This window comes from Roseofilum halophilum BLCC-M91 (assembly GCF_030068445.1).
In the GTDB taxonomy this organism is placed as follows: Bacteria; Cyanobacteriota; Cyanobacteriia; order Cyanobacteriales; family Desertifilaceae; genus Roseofilum; species Roseofilum halophilum.
In genome coordinates this window covers 13287-27432 of sequence record NZ_JAQPOK010000111.1, presented here as the reverse complement: position 1 = coordinate 27432, position 14146 = coordinate 13287, and the positions used below count along the sequence as shown (strand labels likewise).

The following is a 14146-nucleotide window of genomic DNA, read 5'->3' as shown; positions in this document are numbered from 1 at the left end:
ACCCTATCGACAAACCGGACTCGACTCCCCAATCTGTCCCCGAACCGAGTGCTGTGGGGACGCTGGCGTTTCTCGGTCTTTGGGGATTAAAAGCGATCGCCTCTCGCAAGGCTTAGAAACCGGGTTTCTCAAGCCTGGCGGTTGAGCGTCGGAACTTATAGCAGAAACCCGGTTTCTTGGTGGGGTTGGGGGGCGATAATGTGACCCATCCCTGGAGCGATCGCTAATGCTACAATCATACATGCTTCTTGGCAACACTAAACTGATGAATATTACCTTAAAGAGCGAACAAGCTGAGTTAATTCAACAACAAATAAATAGTGGAAAATACCAGACTCCAGAAGAAGTGATTTCTGAAGCTCTACAATTACTAAATCAACGAGATAGAGACTACGAGAATTGGGTAGAAGAAACCCGACAGAAAGTAGATGTAGCCATTGAAGAACTCAGGCAAGGTGAAGGTATTGATGGTGAAGTTGTTATTGCTCAACTGAAAGATAAACTCAACCAAGCTCGTCAAAGTTAACGATGAACCGTTACATTATTGCTCCTTCAGCTAGTCGCGATCTCAATGAGATTATAGATTACTTTGCCCAATTGAACATTGAAGTAGGAGAGCGTTTTATTGCAGCTTTCCAGAAAAAGTGTAAAAACCTAATGAACTTTCCCCAGCTAGGACGTAGCTATGGAGAAATTAGAGAAGGTTTACGCGGCATTCCCTTAAATGGATATATTATTCTGTATCAAATTACTGATGATACTCTAGAAATTCTGCGGGTAGTCCATGGTTCTCGAAACTTAAACCCATTGTTTGAGCCAGATGAAGAAGAAAGCGGATAGAGGCGATCGCATTTACCATAATCCAGAATTCCCTCGGCGATCGCACATCTAAAACTCATCATCTTCATCTTCTGCCTCAATCTCCATATTCACAATCTCTCGCCATAATGACACCACCGACTCATCCACACCGGCTACCATTAAACCCTCCAACACTTCCCCTGACTCCACCTTCAAGTCTGGAAACGTTAGCAATAACAAAGCCAAATCTCGCCAATCTGTCCCCGCCTTCGGTTTCCCCCGTCGCTGATGGTAAGAAATTACCTTACTCACCACCAACTCTACAGGAGCCATTACCAATACCTGCTCGATACAACGATGAGCGGGTAAAACATCCACCTGCCGAAGATCGACCAGATGGCGATTTCCAGTCTTCTGCACTTGGTATAAGCGATAACCTTGTCCTTCCTTCACCTCTCGCACCCGCACGGCAATGTAAAAGCGATCGCTTAAGTATCCTCGTAACTCTTCTGCCAGAGCTGCTGCTTGTGGAGACAGCACATCAATATCCTGAGTCATGCGAGGCTCGCCGACATAAGCATTCACCGCCTGCGCTCCAAAAACAACCACATCTTGGCGATCGCGCAGAAACTCAAATACCGCACCATGTAATGTTGCTAATGGAAAAGATTCGCGATTCATAAATTCTTGAAAGCTCAAGGCATCTGCACTAAGTACCATAACATTCCGTTCCCTCGCTCTCTTCTTAATGACTATACCAGCGATCGCCTCTCGCAAGGCTTAGAAACCGGGTTTCTCAAGCCAGATGGCAGGTGGGAGTCCGAACATATGGCAGAAACCCGGTTTCTTTTTGGGTTGGGGGGTGATCGCCTCTGTTGGCTAGAAACAGACAACTCTAAATCGTTGCTGGTTTAGATTGAGTCTCTTGAGATTCACGAACTTGTTTTTCATACGCGATCGCGATCGCCATTGACTGCTCTGATAGTTCTCTGGTCGAATGTTCAAAATCTTTAGCGAGTTCCAAAATCTCTAGCATCGTTTGCTCATCGGGAAGTGTTTCCATCACCCTTACTCCAATCGACTGATAAGACGTTCAACTTTAAGTTTAACCTCTAAAACTCGACCCAACAGATCTCCTAAATCTTCACCCGCCACTTGAATCACCTCATCAGGTACATTCGATGAGGCTAGGGTACGCCGTATATTTTCTATTTGCTTTCTCGAAGTTTCAATAAAAAATAACGAAGTATTGAAGTAAGCAAAAAATTGGATGAGTATAGCGTTATCTGGAAATGCTGACATCAGTTGTTGGACTAAATCTACACCTTCTGTAGCTTGAGTCGCGATCGCCTTTACCATCATCCATCATTACCTCAGCGATCGCCAGATGACTAGAAACTGGGTTTCTCAAGCCAGATGGCAGTTGAGCGTCGGAACTTATGGCACAAGCCCGGTTTCTTTGTGGGGTTGGGGGCGATCGCTCCCTTGAATTCACTTTAATTCTAGAGTATAATAAACTGCTGAGTAATAAATAAAATAACCATGACATCAGTCACCATTGATTTACCCGAAGAAGCCTTTGTCAGCCAAGGGGAAAAGCGATCGCCAGAAGAATTTGTACAAGATATGCGATTAGCTGCCGCAGCTTTTTGGTATCAAAAAGGAGAAATATCCCAAGAAAAAGCAGCACAAATTGCGGGATTGAACCGCCGAGATTTTTTAGTCAAGCTGGCACAAGAAAAAATCAATGTTTTTCCAGTAGATTTCGAGGACTTAGACCGAGAGCTAGAACGTGGTTAAATCTCCAGCAATCGATACATCCCCTTTGATTTTCTTATCCAAAGCCAGTTTAATTGATTTATTACAAGCCTTCAGTCCTGAGATCCTAGTTCCTCAAGCAGTAGTTATAGAAGTTACCGCTTATGGAGAGGAAGATATTACAGTCAAAACTCTAAACGAAACAGATTGGTTAATTGCTAAAAATGTGGGACTTACAGCGTTTTTCGATGTTATGAGGTACAGTAATCGAAATGTTCCTTGAGAGTGTTGTCCCATGAAAAGCCTGAAGAATGGGCACGCATAGCGTAAAAAATGGTTTTCCCATTACCAATTACCCATTACCCATTACCGCGCGAAGCGCTGTATTCCTGAAGTTATTCAGAAGAATGATTTAGGTTTTGGCGAATCAGAAGTGTTAACTTGGGGATATAATAACCCGGGTACAGAAGTTATTTTGGACGACTTAGCGGCTCGCCGTTGTGCAGATACTTTGGGTATTCCAACTAGAGGAACTTTAGGATTAGTATTGATAGCGAAACAAAGAGGTCATATTTCCAGAGCTAGGCCAATTTTAGAACAATTACGCCAATCAGGTATGTATCTTTCAGATCGCCTTTACCATAATCCATCATTACCTCAGCGATCGCATATCTAAAACTCATCATCTTCATCTTCCGCCTCTGAACCGATCATGTTGGATTTCTCTAATGTCAAGTTGAAATATCCTGAACCGGAAGAAAAACAACCACAACTACAGCCTGCTGGATAAATACACTAAGGAATAAATAGGCGACCTACTCCCCTATAGTTTTCAATATCCAGAACGATTTCCAGAAGACGATCGATACACTGCTCTCGATAGAAAAATTCATCAAGGCGTTCTAGATCTCCAATGGTCACTACAGGCAATGATGTACTGGTAATGAAAGCATAGCCATCCAAATTGTAATCAACCAAAAAATTTATTATTTTTCCGAGGAATGTTTAGCTTTTTGCTCCTCAAGTTTTTTCCATAAATGTTCTTTTCCAGGTGCGGGAGAATGGGCAGATATTCGCGCAAAATGCTCTCGATTTCGCTCTTGCCAGTATTGACGAATTTCTTCTCTAGTTTTCAGCACTTCCTGATACTCTGCTTCGACTTCATCCCTATAACCTTGCAAATAAGATAAAGCGCCATCGATTTGTTCCTGACTCAAATTAAACTTATCGCGGATTAATTTCGGTGGATACTCAAGCTTTAGAAAATCCAAAATATCATACAGCGTAACGCGGCTGCCCTTAATAGTTAATCCACGCTCTGTGCGAATAATCATCCTTTGTTGTCCTGAAGTCTGAGAATCATGAGCTTTACAACAGATAGTCTCTAAAATTATAGCCTAAGATGAGAATTATATTAGATAATTCCCTTTTCCTTCAACTTTCCTAGGGCATCAGCAGCCGCTTCCTTCTCTGCATCTTTTTTACTGCGTCCTTTGCCTCTACCCCAGGCTTTATCACTAATAAAAACTTTAGACATAAATTCTGGAGCATGATCCATACCCCCTATTTTTTCAGTCACATATTTGGGTGGAGTTTTGGCTCCTCTCGATTGGACTAATTCCTGTAATCGATTTTTTGAGTCGATGTTGGAACGAGCAATCATTTGCTCTTGAGGAACAGAATCAAACAGTTCTTCTATTACAGGACGAACTTTTTCCATATTTTGATCGCAATCTAAATAGTACGCCCCAACAATCGCCTCAAAGGTACTACTGAGTAAATTCGGATTTTGATATCCCCCTTCTTTGATTAATCCTTGACTTAGACGCATTCTTAAATCTATACCCACTTCAACTGCAAATCTAGCCAATTGTTTTTGATCGACTAAAGCAGAGCGCCGTCTGGTCATTTCATCTTCTCCCATTTCCGGATAGCGCTGATAGAGATATTGACCACTGATAAAGGTCAAAATGGCATCACCGAGAAATTCCAATCGTTCATTGTGTCCTATGGTTCCAGGATTTTCATTCACATAAGAACGATGGGTTAAGGCACGATGGAGAAGTTTTTCATCCTTAAACATCAACAGTTTGTGGAAGTGACTACCATATTCTTCCCGTGATTTTTGCTTTTTTTTTTGTTTTGAATTCATCTCTTGATGGTCTATATCAAAGGTCATAGATATGGTTTTTTGATGATTTATTGCTATCTTTTATTATACTGTATATTCAATTCAAGTAGGGGCAGGTTTGAATTGTAGGGGCAGGTTTGAATTGTAGGGGCAGGTTTGAATTGTAGGGGCAGGTTTGAATTGTAGGGGCAGGTTTGAAACCTGCCCCTACTACAACAAGACTACTTCACTTTTTTCCTAAAAAATGGGGGAGGAAAAAGGCTATTTCCTCGTTGATTATTGCAGGAAAAACAGCAAATACGCAGATTTTCTAAAGAGTTAGAACCTCCTTTACTTCTAGGAATCTGGTGATCGAGGGTGATTTGTTGGGGAGATAAAATGCATCCACACCAATAACACTCGTTGCCAAACAGTTCAGTAAGTTTGGCAATTTTATTGTGTTTTTGTTTGGAATTCATAGTTGATTATTCCAATAACTACAATTGGAATATCGCGTGCAACAAAAAGACACGCTTAAGTAAATAAGCGACAGTTTTTCTATGACACCTTAGTAAACGTCTCAAACTTACTACCTTCAACCCTCAAACCAGTGCAGATCCAGTCTGCTGAACTACCAGTTATCTGAAGGACTCATTCCTGATTCAGATCCATGCTAGGCCAGAATACTGGACTTGCACTCACCTGAGAATCGGAGGTAGTACCCATGAGACGAACACCCATGGATATTCTTACCCTGGATTATGGCACAAAATAATCTTTAATGTCAAGATTCTCAGGTATACATTGATAAAATAACAGAGTTTAGACTATGGGAGATGCCAGACTAATGCTTAAAGATAGCTCACTGATTACTATATCCCCTGATATCATGAGTGGAACGCCAGTGTTTGCAGGCACTAGGGTTCCGGTGCAAACGCTTTGGGATTATCTCAAAGCGGGTGAATCCATTAATGACTTTTTAGATGGATTTCCCACAGTGACTAAAGAGCAAGTGATTCAGGTTCTTGAAGAAGCGGGAAAACACATTTTTGGTCAGGTTGCCTAAGATGAGAATTCTGTTAGACGAATGTATCGATCGTAAACTGGCGCGAGAGTTTGTGAGTCACGAGATCGTCACTGTCCCTCAGATGGGATGGTCTGGAATCAAAAATGGTCAGCTCCTTTCCCTTGCGGAAACAGAGTTTGATGTTTTTCTTACAGTGGATCACAATTTGCCATTTCAGCAAAATTTACCACAGTTTCAGATCGCAGTAATCGTGTTACAAGCAACTTCTAATCGTTTAGTAGATCTCCAGCCTTTAGTTCCCTCGGTTCTAGCGATTTTAGATCGGGTAGCAAAGGGACAAGCAACCATAGTAAGCGCCTAATGGAATCAATATTAAGTCTTTTTCTAGGCTAAACTTGAACCCTACTCGCGGGTAGAAAATGTTGCCAAGGCCGATCGCAGATTTCCTTGGTTTCGATCCAGATACTCTTGAGCCATTTCAGCATCCACACTTGTCCAAGCCATCAGTAAAGCCACCTTCACCCGTTGTCCGCTCTCATCTAAAAGTTGCTCGCATTGCGATCGCCCCAACTGGGTTAAATCCTCTAAAATGCGTAAAGCGCGATCGCGTAATTTCGTATTCGTCACCGCCACATCCACCATCCGGTTCCCATACACCTTACCCAACCTCACCATCACCCCAGTAGACAAAATATTCAGCGCCATCTTCGTCGCCGTTCCCGCCTTCAGGCGCGTTGAACCCGCCAAAACCTCCGGCCCCACCAACAAGCGAATATCCACATCCACCGCCACCGAAACCTGCTCCACCGGCACACAAGCCATAAAAATCGTCGTTGCCCCCCGCTCTTTCGCCCCCTGCAATGCCCCCTGAACATAAGGTGTTGTCCCTCCAGCCGTAATCCCCACCACCACATCCTTCGAGGTCACCTGATACTGCTCAACCACCTGCACCCCATCCTCAAACCTATCCTCTAAGCCCTCAGAACTGCGTACCAGCGCCCCCTCACCCCCTGCCAAAATCCCCTGTACCATCTGGGGGTCAGAACAGAATGTAGGCGGACATTCCGCCGCATCCAGCACCCCCAAGCGGCCGCTCGTGCCCGCACCCACATAAAACAACCGTCCTCCATTCTGAAGGGCGATCGCCGTCCGGTCAATCGCTTCTGCCAACTGTTCCTTCGCTTCGGAACAAGCTGCCACCGTTTGGCCATCCTCCCGATTAAACAACTCCACCAACTCCACCGTCCCCAGTTCATCTAAAGTCAAACTTTGGGGATTAATTTGCTCCGTTAACAGATGACCGCGATTTTCCATACCCTTATAACAATCCTTCCAAATTTTTGCGAATACGTTCAAGTTCCTCAGAACTCATATCCGAGTCCGACTCCTCAGCACTCGGTACATCAGACTCCTCCTCACTCCAATCCAAAGAATCCACATTACTATCTGGCGGAATCACCAGCTTACCCTCACCAATCCACTCAAAATCTAGATCCGCCTCTGCACAAAACGCCTTAATCTCCTCCTCATCGATCGCCTCTACACTAGGAGAAGGAAAATCCTGAGCCTCTAACTGTAAGGCAAACCGAGTGGCATCATCCTCCATCTCAAAGATTAAAACCTTATTCCGCGCTTGCCTAGGATCGGGGTGGGGAACCTTAATCGTATGAATCCCCTCATTTTCCGTGCCGACATTAAACAACAGGACATAAACTCGCATAAGCTACTAGAAGTTAACGCTCCCAAATTCGATATTTTCCCTTATCTTATAGCAGTTAGGGGATGGGGGGTAGGGAGATGGGGGAGTGGGGGACACGGAGACGCGGGGACGCGGGGACGCGGGGACGCGGGGACGCGGGGACGCGGGGACGCGGGGACACGGGGACACGGAGATGGGGAGATGGGGAGACACGGAGACACGGAGACACGGAGACACGGAGATTGCCTATTCCCCCATTCCCCCATTCCCCCATTCTCGTGGCATGATCGATCCAAGGTGTGAGTATTCAGAACGGTGTGAGAATATGACGAGCAATAACGATCGCAATCAACGACCAGAAGAAGAGCTTGAAGCGATGGATGCTGAAGATCAAGACGAGGAATGGGAAGATGAGGACGAGCCTGGGCAATGGCGACGTTGGGCTGGATTCGGTTTAGGAGGGGTGGCACTCCTGCTCGTTGCTGGAGGAGGCTATGGTTGGCATTGGGTGCATAATGGACTAGGGCCGATGGTGGCTCAAGCCTTAAGTGAAATCCTCAAGCGTCCCCTAGAAATTGGCCCAGTAGAGAGGGTCTCGTTCAATAGTATTCGTTTTGGCCGTTCTGGAATGCCCGCAACAGCCACCGATCCTGATAACGCTACGGTGCAAGCGGTGGAGGTTAAGTTTAATCCCATTGATGTGATTGACAATCAGATTAATCTCGATCTGACGTTAATTAATCCCCAAGTTTATTTAGAAGAGGATGCAGAACATCAATGGCTGGATCTGGAGATTACCCCGGAAGAGCCGAAGGAAGGGCAATTTAAGATTAATGTGATTAAGGCTGCGGTTCAAGATGCCACCGTGGAATTGGTTCCCTGGAAAGGAGAAGGGGCGAGTCTTGAACATAGCGTGACGTTTAAGCCGATTCGCGCCACTGCCGACTTTTTCGATGAGTATAATCGAATTCGCTTTGATGCAACTGTGGCTCAGGATAGCAGTCCGGGAGAGGTGCAAGCCAAGGGAGAATTTTTGCAGCAGGAGCAACGGGTAAGGGTGCAGGTGCGATCGCAAGATCTAGACCTGATTCCCTTAACTAACTTAGTGCCCAATCTACCGCCCGAAGTGGCATTAACGGGCGGTACAGTGAATGGAAATCTCAATGGACAGATTAATTTACAAGATATTCAAGGCTCTTTGATTAATGGGACGCTCTTCGTCAGTGAAGTGGCGGGACAGTATACTTTACCAGAGCCTACCCCAGAAGAGAATCAGCAAGAGGAGCAACCAGAAGAGAGCGAAGAAACCCCTCAATTTGATATCACCCAAGTTCCCTTGTATCTCTCCCAAGGGGCATTTACTCTACAATTCCAGGATCAGTTGGTGTTAGTCGAAGAAGGGTCTATTCTCTATGCAGATACGATTCCCCTCACCCTAGAAGGGGGGATTCATCTGCAACAGGGAATTCAAGTGGTGGCATCCTTGCCTCCGGTGACGTTTGAAACCCTAGAGGAAACGATAAAGACCGAATTGCCCGTAAAGGCGACTGGAGAATTCCAAGTGAAGGCTAAGTTGGAGGGGCCGTTTGAGCAACCGTTGCTGGTGGGATTGTTTGAAACCACCCAACCGACGCAAATCGATCGCCTGGAATTTACGGAAATTAGTACCCAATTTGCCTATGCTAATTCTACGATCGCCGTTCAAGACCTGAAATTAGTTCCTACCCTGGGCGGCGAAATCCTAGGCCGGGGAGAGTTGCAATTACCTGTTAGTGAGCCTGCCAATCCAGATCCAAGTCAAGGTGATGGTGAACCGGGTTCACCAAGCCTTGAGGAAGCCAACCCCGATCGAGGTAATGTAGGGGCGGGTTCACTAAGCTCTGGCTTGGAAGACGAAAAATTGGGTGAACCCGCCCCTACGTCTGCGCCGATAGAAGATCCTAATCCTCCTAATCCTAACTTGCAACAACCCTTTCTCGTCTTTGAAGCTCAAGGGCAAAATGTGCCTGTAGATGCGATCGCCCAACTTTACCAAGTGCCTTCAGATATTACCGTGGGAACGGTTTCCCCACAACTGCGCGTGATGGGGCCCCTGAATGATTTACAGGCGATCGCCCAAACCGATCTCGCCGGGGGACAAGTACAAGCCGTTTCCCGCCTTATCGGTTTAAATATAGGCACAGATACAGAGGGTTCCGTAGGGGCGGGTTCACCCAACTCTCGCCTGGAAAACCAAACAACTGATGAACCCGCCCTTACACCAACATCTGAGCAGGCAGACCAAACCACTGCTCAACCCGCCCCTACGGGGGGATCGGCAACGCAACCTACACCCAAAATCCCCCTACAACTGCAAACGGAAATTAAGGCCCAAAACATCCAACTCCCTAACCTTTCTCCCCTTGTTCCCCCTGAACTGGCTGCCCCCTTTAGCGGTGGAGCTAGGATGATTATCCCCTTAGAAAACTTTAGTCTGAATCAGGTAGAGGCGATCGCCGAAGGGCAACTCGATGTAGCCGGAGGACGGGTGAATATATCGAGCCGCTTGCAGAATAACCAGATTGCCAGCTTAGTCCAAGCCAATAATCTGCAATTGGGGCAATTTCGCACTCAACTGGAGCAATTCGTGCCCCCAGAACAATTTCAACTCCCCTTTGCCGAAGCTGCACCCTTTACCGGAGTCGTGGAAATTGTTGGCCCGGCTGATAACCCCGATCTGGCAGCATTTCAAGCACAATTGCAAGGAACTCTGGAATTAGCCGGAGGCACAATCAGAAGCCGGGGCAGATTAGAGGGGGGACAATGGGAAGCAGCCCTCGACATTAACCAGGTGCAAGCCACACGCTTGTCTCCCCAGTTACAGTTAGCAGCAAGGGAACAAGCTTTTCTGCAAACTCCCCTAACCGCAACCGTGAATTTAAGGGGGCCGGTCAATAATTTTTCACCGGCAGCGATCGTCGCCCAAGCCCAAGCCGATTTAGATATTGCTGGCGGTCGAGTGAATGCCATCGCCCAAGCCCTGAATGGAGAATGGAAAGCCTCAGTCCGCGCTGATGGTGTCAACGTTGACCAATTATCGCCCCAAGTGCCGGCCGATGTGCCCCGTTTACCCTTTAGTGGCGTAGCCAATGCCCAGGGACAATTAGATAATCTTTCGCCTGATAGTCTTCTGAATAGTGTTTTTGCCCAAGTCCAAGGTTTTGTGAATGTGGGTGAGAGCGTGGTTAATGTGGAGGCGATCGCCCAGCAAGGCCAATGGCAAGCGAGAATAAACGCCGAACAGGTGGAGTTAGACCAATTGGGTTTAGCCTTACCGCCTGAGTTTCAACGGCTCACGGGGGCAGGGAAAATGGTAGCAGGGGGACGGTTGGATAATTTCGATCCGACGGCGATACAAGCCCAAGCAGAGGTCTTACTCTCCAAGTTACCGATCTTAGAGCAAGGGCCGTTTCTCTCTCGAATGGTCTGGAATGGCCGCTCTTTGGATATCATCGCTGGGGCAGGTTCGGTGGTGGTTCCTTCCTCGTCTTCCCAGTCACCCGTAGGGGCGGGTTTGAAACCCGCCCCTACCCCATTCACACCCGCCCCTACCCCATTCACACCCGCCCCTACCCCATTCACACCCGCCCCTACCCCAGGTTCTGGTCTACAAGTTGCCGGTCAAATTGTGCCCAATTTCCAGGATTTAATGGCTTCTCGGTACAATTTCAATGCCGAAGTAAGGGATTTTAATGTAGCGACTCTACCCTTTACCTTACCCGATGGTGTGGCGGTGCGAGGTCGAGTGGATTTTGCCGGACGCATTTCTGGGACAGGATTACAGCCGAGTTTAGACGGGCAATTGCGCTTGAGAAATATGGCCGTTAATCAACTGGCCTTCGATCCAACGATCGAGGGGCCGATCCAGTTTACACCCAGTCAAGGGGCAAGAATCGCCTTAACAGGAGAATCCGATGAGATTTCGGCAGTCATTGGCCCCACATTTATGCCAGAGTCGTTTACCTTTAAGGTTGGGGAGGCGATCGCCACCGGACAACGCACCCCACCCTCTGAAGGCTCACCGTTAACCAATTTCCAGGTCGATATCGCCCAATTTCCCCTAGATTTGGTGAATCTCATTCCTACAGCTAGTCCCCTAGGGCCAGTTTCGGGTCAAGTTTCCGGTAATTTTAACCTCAGTTTCCCCCAAACCTTCGATCGCGCCAGCGATGGGGAGCCTTATCCCATGGCAGTCATTGCCCAAGGGGAAATCAAAATCGTTAAACCCTCCATTGGTGCAGTTGAGGGCGAGTTACTCACCGCTAAATTGAACTATGCGGGAGGTCAGGGACAGTTAACCGATACGCAGTTAAAGATTGGTGAGAGTCAATACGATTTACAAGGGGCAGTTAATCTGAGCGATCTGAGCGATCCTCAATTTGCAGCCGAAGTGAAAATTGCCCAAGGCAGCGTGCAAGATATCCTGCAAGCCTTGCAGATTTTTGACCTAGAAGATATTGCCCAGGGTTTTGCACCGCCAACTGGAACAGCCGCCGATCTAGGCGTTTTGACCGTCAATGATGTTAGTGATGGGGAGCAGACGGTACAAAAGCAGTTACGTCGCTTCTCCGAAATTCTCAGATTACAGGATTTACGACAACAAGAGCGCGATCGCTACCCCATTCCTGCCCTAGCCCAACTTCAGGGCGTATTTGATGGTGATATTCAAGTTTCCGGTTCCCTCAAACAAGGCCTATCTGCCAACATCGATTTATTGGGTGAAAACTGGGTCTGGGGTAAATATAGTTTTAACCCCATTATTGTCAAAGGAAACCTGAAAGATAATGTCCTCACCTTACTCCCCGTTCGCATTGAATCGAGTGAAGGATTAATCACATTTTCCGGACAAGTTGGCGGCGAACAACAATCCGGTCAGCTCAAAGTTGAAAACGTTCCCGTAGACTTAATTCAGCAATTTATCCCCGATTTACCGGTCGATTTAACCGGTAATATAAATACAACCGCTACACTCTTAGGAGGAAGCATCCAAAATCCCCAAGTCATTGGTCAATTAAGTGTGTCCGATGGCACGTTAAATGAAGAGCCGATTCAAGAAGCCACCGGTAATTTTTCCCTCTCTGATGGACGCTTACGATTTGGCGGTAAACTCTTAGTCACCGGAGACTCGCCCGTAACTCTAACCGGCAGTATTCCCAGCCCCCTACCCTTTGGTTCTGTCTCTCCCATTTCCCAAGAGATTCAGTTAGACTTAAACCTAGAAAATGAAGGGTTAGCTATCTTAAATGTTCTCACCCGCCAACAGGTCAATTGGGTGGCAGGCACAGGAAACGTCAACATCGAAGTTTCTGGAACCGTGGATAACCCCATCGCTGACGGAGAAGCCACCATCACTGATGCCACCCTACAATCTCAAATCCTGTCAGAACCCTTGAATAATGTCAATGGATTGGTTAAGTTTAACGGTGAAAAGGTCTATATCGAGAGGCTGACCGGAGATTTTAGCAAAGGAAAAGTGCAAGTTTCTGGTTTAATTCCCCTAGCCGATCCAGATATACCCTTATCGGAACAAGAAGCAGCACTCCCCCTAAAAATTCAGTTAGAAGGGATCGATCTGAACTTCCAAGATATCTACAATGGGGGCGTAAATGGCAATATTGAAATTGCCGGAGCCGCCTTAGAACCGGTGCTTAAAGGTAATATTGTCCTCACCGAAGGAAAAATCTTTCCCGCAGAAGCCACGAAGCTCCAAAAGACGGATCAAGATGATGCGGCTCCTTCGTCTAATCCATTGGTTCCGGTATTTGATCGCTTTAAGGTCGATTTAACCGATGGAATTGCTATTTTACAACCCGGTTTTGTCGATATTCGGGGTGAAGGAACCCTCACCATTAATGGCCCAGTTGATGATATTCGTGCCGATGGTGAAATCGATCTTGACCGGGGATGGATTAATATTATTGCCACCCAGTTCCGCATCGATCGCGAACAGGAGAATAAAGCTCGATTTATTCCCACTCAAGGCTTAGATCCTGACCTAAACTTGCGTCTAGAAGCCTCAATTTCTGAAGTCAGAGGCAGTCGGCAACCAGAGGTTGTATTCTGGGGACAAAATGAAATTGATGACACCCCACCCATAGATAATAATGAGACGGAAACAGTACGCATTCAAGCCGCAGTCACTGGACCCGCGTCCCGCTTAGAAAGCAACTTGGAATTAACCAGTTCTCCGGTACGCAGCCGCTCAGAAATTGTTGCCCTGATTGGGGGTGGGTTTTTGAATACCATTGGCGGGGGTGGCAATACCACCCTGGCACTGGTAAATATTGCCGGATCGACAGTGTTATCCAACTTACAAACGAGTCTGGGGGATGCCCTGGGATTGACGGAGTTACGACTCTATCCGGTGGAAGATCGATCGCGTCAAGGGGCGATCGGTTTAGCCGGAGAAGCCACTTTAGATATTACGGATCAGTTTTCTACCTCTTTGGGTAAAACCCTAACCTCTAGCGATCCCGTACGTCTGCGGTTGCGCTATCGCTTGAGCGATAATTTAGTGCTGCGGGCAGCCACTGATTTAGCCAATGAAAACTCAGGACAACGCCGGACAGATAGTCGTCTTCAGTTTGAGTTTCGCAAGCGGTTTTAGAGCGCTCCGCGCGGCAGAAGGGTAATGGGAAAACCCTAAAACCTTTAATATTAAGGAGTGGGAGCGTCTCGCTCCCTAGCTCCTTAATTAGGGTATTTCCGCTTC

The 14146-nt window shown here is 46.9% G+C and carries 15 protein-coding genes and 2 pseudogenes; 7 read left to right on the top strand and 10 right to left on the bottom strand.

Annotated elements, in window-relative coordinates; genetic code table 11:
* Positions 1 to 3 precede the first annotated feature (3 nt).
* Complete coding sequence (locus PJF56_RS15140) at positions 4 to 243, bottom strand: hypothetical protein (RefSeq protein WP_283763522.1); 240 nt, start codon at positions 241 to 243, stop codon at positions 4 to 6.
* A 22-nt stretch (positions 244 to 265) separates the two neighbouring features.
* Here PJF56_RS15140 and PJF56_RS15135 point away from each other — a divergent pair, with 22 nt between their 5' ends.
* Both PJF56_RS15135 and PJF56_RS15130 read left to right on the top strand, forming a co-directional pair.
* Entirely contained in the window at positions 266 to 526 is a 261-nt protein-coding gene (locus PJF56_RS15135) for a ribbon-helix-helix domain-containing protein (RefSeq protein WP_283763521.1), read from the top strand.
* Between the two features lie 2 nt (positions 527 to 528).
* Positions 529 to 840 (top strand): type II toxin-antitoxin system RelE/ParE family toxin, encoded by a 312-nt coding sequence (locus PJF56_RS15130; RefSeq protein WP_283763520.1) that lies wholly within the window; start codon positions 529 to 531, stop codon positions 838 to 840.
* Between the two features lie 48 nt (positions 841 to 888).
* Here PJF56_RS15130 and PJF56_RS15125 read toward each other — a convergent pair whose 3' ends face one another.
* The 3 genes from PJF56_RS15125 to PJF56_RS15115 form a co-directional block, all read right to left on the bottom strand.
* Positions 889 to 1521 carry a nucleotidyl transferase AbiEii/AbiGii toxin family protein gene (locus tag PJF56_RS15125; protein ID WP_283763519.1) on the bottom strand — a complete coding sequence of 211 codons (633 nt, stop codon included), beginning with the start codon at positions 1519 to 1521 and terminating at the stop codon, positions 889 to 891.
* A 175-nt stretch (positions 1522 to 1696) separates the two neighbouring features.
* Positions 1697 to 1864 carry a hypothetical protein gene (locus PJF56_RS15120; protein WP_283763518.1) on the bottom strand — a complete coding sequence of 56 codons (168 nt, stop codon included), beginning with the start codon at positions 1862 to 1864 and terminating at the stop codon, positions 1697 to 1699.
* 5 nt (positions 1865 to 1869) lie between these two features.
* Complete coding sequence (locus tag PJF56_RS15115; RefSeq protein ID WP_283763517.1) at positions 1870 to 2160, bottom strand: hypothetical protein; 291 nt, start codon at positions 2158 to 2160, stop codon at positions 1870 to 1872.
* A gap of 183 nt (positions 2161 to 2343) precedes the next feature.
* Here PJF56_RS15115 and PJF56_RS15110 point away from each other — a divergent pair, with 183 nt between their 5' ends.
* Complete coding sequence (locus PJF56_RS15110) at positions 2344 to 2601, top strand: UPF0175 family protein (RefSeq protein WP_283763516.1); 258 nt, start codon at positions 2344 to 2346, stop codon at positions 2599 to 2601.
* Positions 2594 to 3235 (top strand): annotated as a pseudogene (locus PJF56_RS22430) (PIN domain-containing protein). Before PJF56_RS15110 ends, PJF56_RS22430 begins: the two are co-directional and overlap by 8 nt.
* A gap of 119 nt (positions 3236 to 3354) precedes the next feature.
* Here the strand turns inward: PJF56_RS22430 and PJF56_RS15100 are convergent.
* From PJF56_RS15100 to PJF56_RS15085, 4 genes and pseudogenes are all read right to left on the bottom strand, one after another.
* A pseudogene (locus PJF56_RS15100) lies at positions 3355 to 3501 on the bottom strand (ACP S-malonyltransferase); the annotation flags it as partial.
* Between the two features lie 44 nt (positions 3502 to 3545).
* A complete protein-coding gene (locus PJF56_RS15095; RefSeq protein ID WP_283763513.1) occupies positions 3546 to 3893 on the bottom strand; it encodes a DUF433 domain-containing protein in 348 nt (115 codons plus the stop codon).
* Between the two features lie 80 nt (positions 3894 to 3973).
* Positions 3974 to 4711 carry a ribonuclease III gene (gene rnc / locus PJF56_RS15090; RefSeq protein ID WP_347179554.1) on the bottom strand — a complete coding sequence of 246 codons (738 nt, stop codon included), beginning with the start codon at positions 4709 to 4711 and terminating at the stop codon, positions 3974 to 3976.
* A gap of 200 nt (positions 4712 to 4911) precedes the next feature.
* Positions 4912 to 5148 (bottom strand): HNH endonuclease, encoded by a 237-nt coding sequence (locus PJF56_RS15085; RefSeq protein WP_283763511.1) that lies wholly within the window; start codon positions 5146 to 5148, stop codon positions 4912 to 4914.
* A 368-nt stretch (positions 5149 to 5516) separates the two neighbouring features.
* Here PJF56_RS15085 and PJF56_RS15080 point away from each other — a divergent pair, with 368 nt between their 5' ends.
* Together PJF56_RS15080 and PJF56_RS15075 are read left to right on the top strand one after the other, a co-directional pair.
* Positions 5517 to 5735: a DUF433 domain-containing protein gene (locus tag PJF56_RS15080; RefSeq protein WP_283763545.1), complete on the top strand. Its 219-nt coding sequence runs from the start codon at positions 5517 to 5519 to the stop codon at positions 5733 to 5735.
* 1 nt (position 5736) lies between these two features.
* Positions 5737 to 6057, top strand: a complete 321-nt coding sequence (locus PJF56_RS15075; RefSeq protein WP_283763510.1) for a DUF5615 family PIN-like protein — start codon at positions 5737 to 5739, stop codon at positions 6055 to 6057.
* 41 nt (positions 6058 to 6098) lie between these two features.
* Here PJF56_RS15075 and murQ read toward each other — a convergent pair whose 3' ends face one another.
* A complete protein-coding gene (gene murQ, locus PJF56_RS15070) occupies positions 6099 to 7010 on the bottom strand; it encodes an N-acetylmuramic acid 6-phosphate etherase (protein ID WP_283763509.1) in 912 nt (303 codons plus the stop codon).
* A gap of 4 nt (positions 7011 to 7014) precedes the next feature.
* On the bottom strand, positions 7015 to 7416 hold the full coding sequence (locus PJF56_RS15065; RefSeq protein WP_283763508.1) for a DUF3110 domain-containing protein: 402 nt from the start codon (positions 7414 to 7416) through the stop codon (positions 7015 to 7017).
* Between the two features lie 304 nt (positions 7417 to 7720).
* Here PJF56_RS15065 and PJF56_RS15060 point away from each other — a divergent pair, with 304 nt between their 5' ends.
* On the top strand, positions 7721 to 14041 hold the full coding sequence (locus PJF56_RS15060; RefSeq protein ID WP_283763507.1) for a translocation/assembly module TamB domain-containing protein: 6321 nt from the start codon (positions 7721 to 7723) through the stop codon (positions 14039 to 14041).
* Positions 14042 to 14146 lie beyond the last annotated feature (105 nt).

What these genes read in the sequence shown, in the direction of transcription:
- PJF56_RS15140 (WP_283763522.1), bottom strand. Translation starts at nt 243, where the DNA reads ATGTATGATTGTAGCATTAGCGATCGCTCCAGGGATGGGTCACATTAT.
- murQ (WP_283763509.1), bottom strand. Translation starts at nt 7,010, where the DNA reads ATGGAAAATCGCGGTCATCTGTTAACGGAGCAAATTAATCCCCAAAGT.
- PJF56_RS15075 (WP_283763510.1), top strand. Translation starts at nt 5,737, where the DNA reads ATGAGAATTCTGTTAGACGAATGTATCGATCGTAAACTGGCGCGAGAG.
- rnc (WP_347179554.1), bottom strand. Translation starts at nt 4,711, where the DNA reads ATGAATTCAAAACAAAAAAAAAAGCAAAAATCACGGGAAGAATATGGT.
- PJF56_RS15135 (WP_283763521.1), top strand. Translation starts at nt 266, where the DNA reads ATGAATATTACCTTAAAGAGCGAACAAGCTGAGTTAATTCAACAACAA.
- PJF56_RS15060 (WP_283763507.1), top strand. Translation starts at nt 7,721, where the DNA reads ATGACGAGCAATAACGATCGCAATCAACGACCAGAAGAAGAGCTTGAA.
- PJF56_RS15120 (WP_283763518.1), bottom strand. Translation starts at nt 1,864, where the DNA reads ATGGAAACACTTCCCGATGAGCAAACGATGCTAGAGATTTTGGAACTC.
- PJF56_RS15125 (WP_283763519.1), bottom strand. Translation starts at nt 1,521, where the DNA reads ATGGTACTTAGTGCAGATGCCTTGAGCTTTCAAGAATTTATGAATCGC.
- PJF56_RS15130 (WP_283763520.1), top strand. Translation starts at nt 529, where the DNA reads ATGAACCGTTACATTATTGCTCCTTCAGCTAGTCGCGATCTCAATGAG.
- PJF56_RS15115 (WP_283763517.1), bottom strand. Translation starts at nt 2,160, where the DNA reads ATGGTAAAGGCGATCGCGACTCAAGCTACAGAAGGTGTAGATTTAGTC.
- PJF56_RS15110 (WP_283763516.1), top strand. Translation starts at nt 2,344, where the DNA reads ATGACATCAGTCACCATTGATTTACCCGAAGAAGCCTTTGTCAGCCAA.
- PJF56_RS15085 (WP_283763511.1), bottom strand. Translation starts at nt 5,148, where the DNA reads ATGAATTCCAAACAAAAACACAATAAAATTGCCAAACTTACTGAACTG.
- PJF56_RS15065 (WP_283763508.1), bottom strand. Translation starts at nt 7,416, where the DNA reads ATGCGAGTTTATGTCCTGTTGTTTAATGTCGGCACGGAAAATGAGGGG.
- PJF56_RS15080 (WP_283763545.1), top strand. Translation starts at nt 5,517, where the DNA reads ATGCTTAAAGATAGCTCACTGATTACTATATCCCCTGATATCATGAGT.
- PJF56_RS15095 (WP_283763513.1), bottom strand. Translation starts at nt 3,893, where the DNA reads ATGATTATTCGCACAGAGCGTGGATTAACTATTAAGGGCAGCCGCGTT.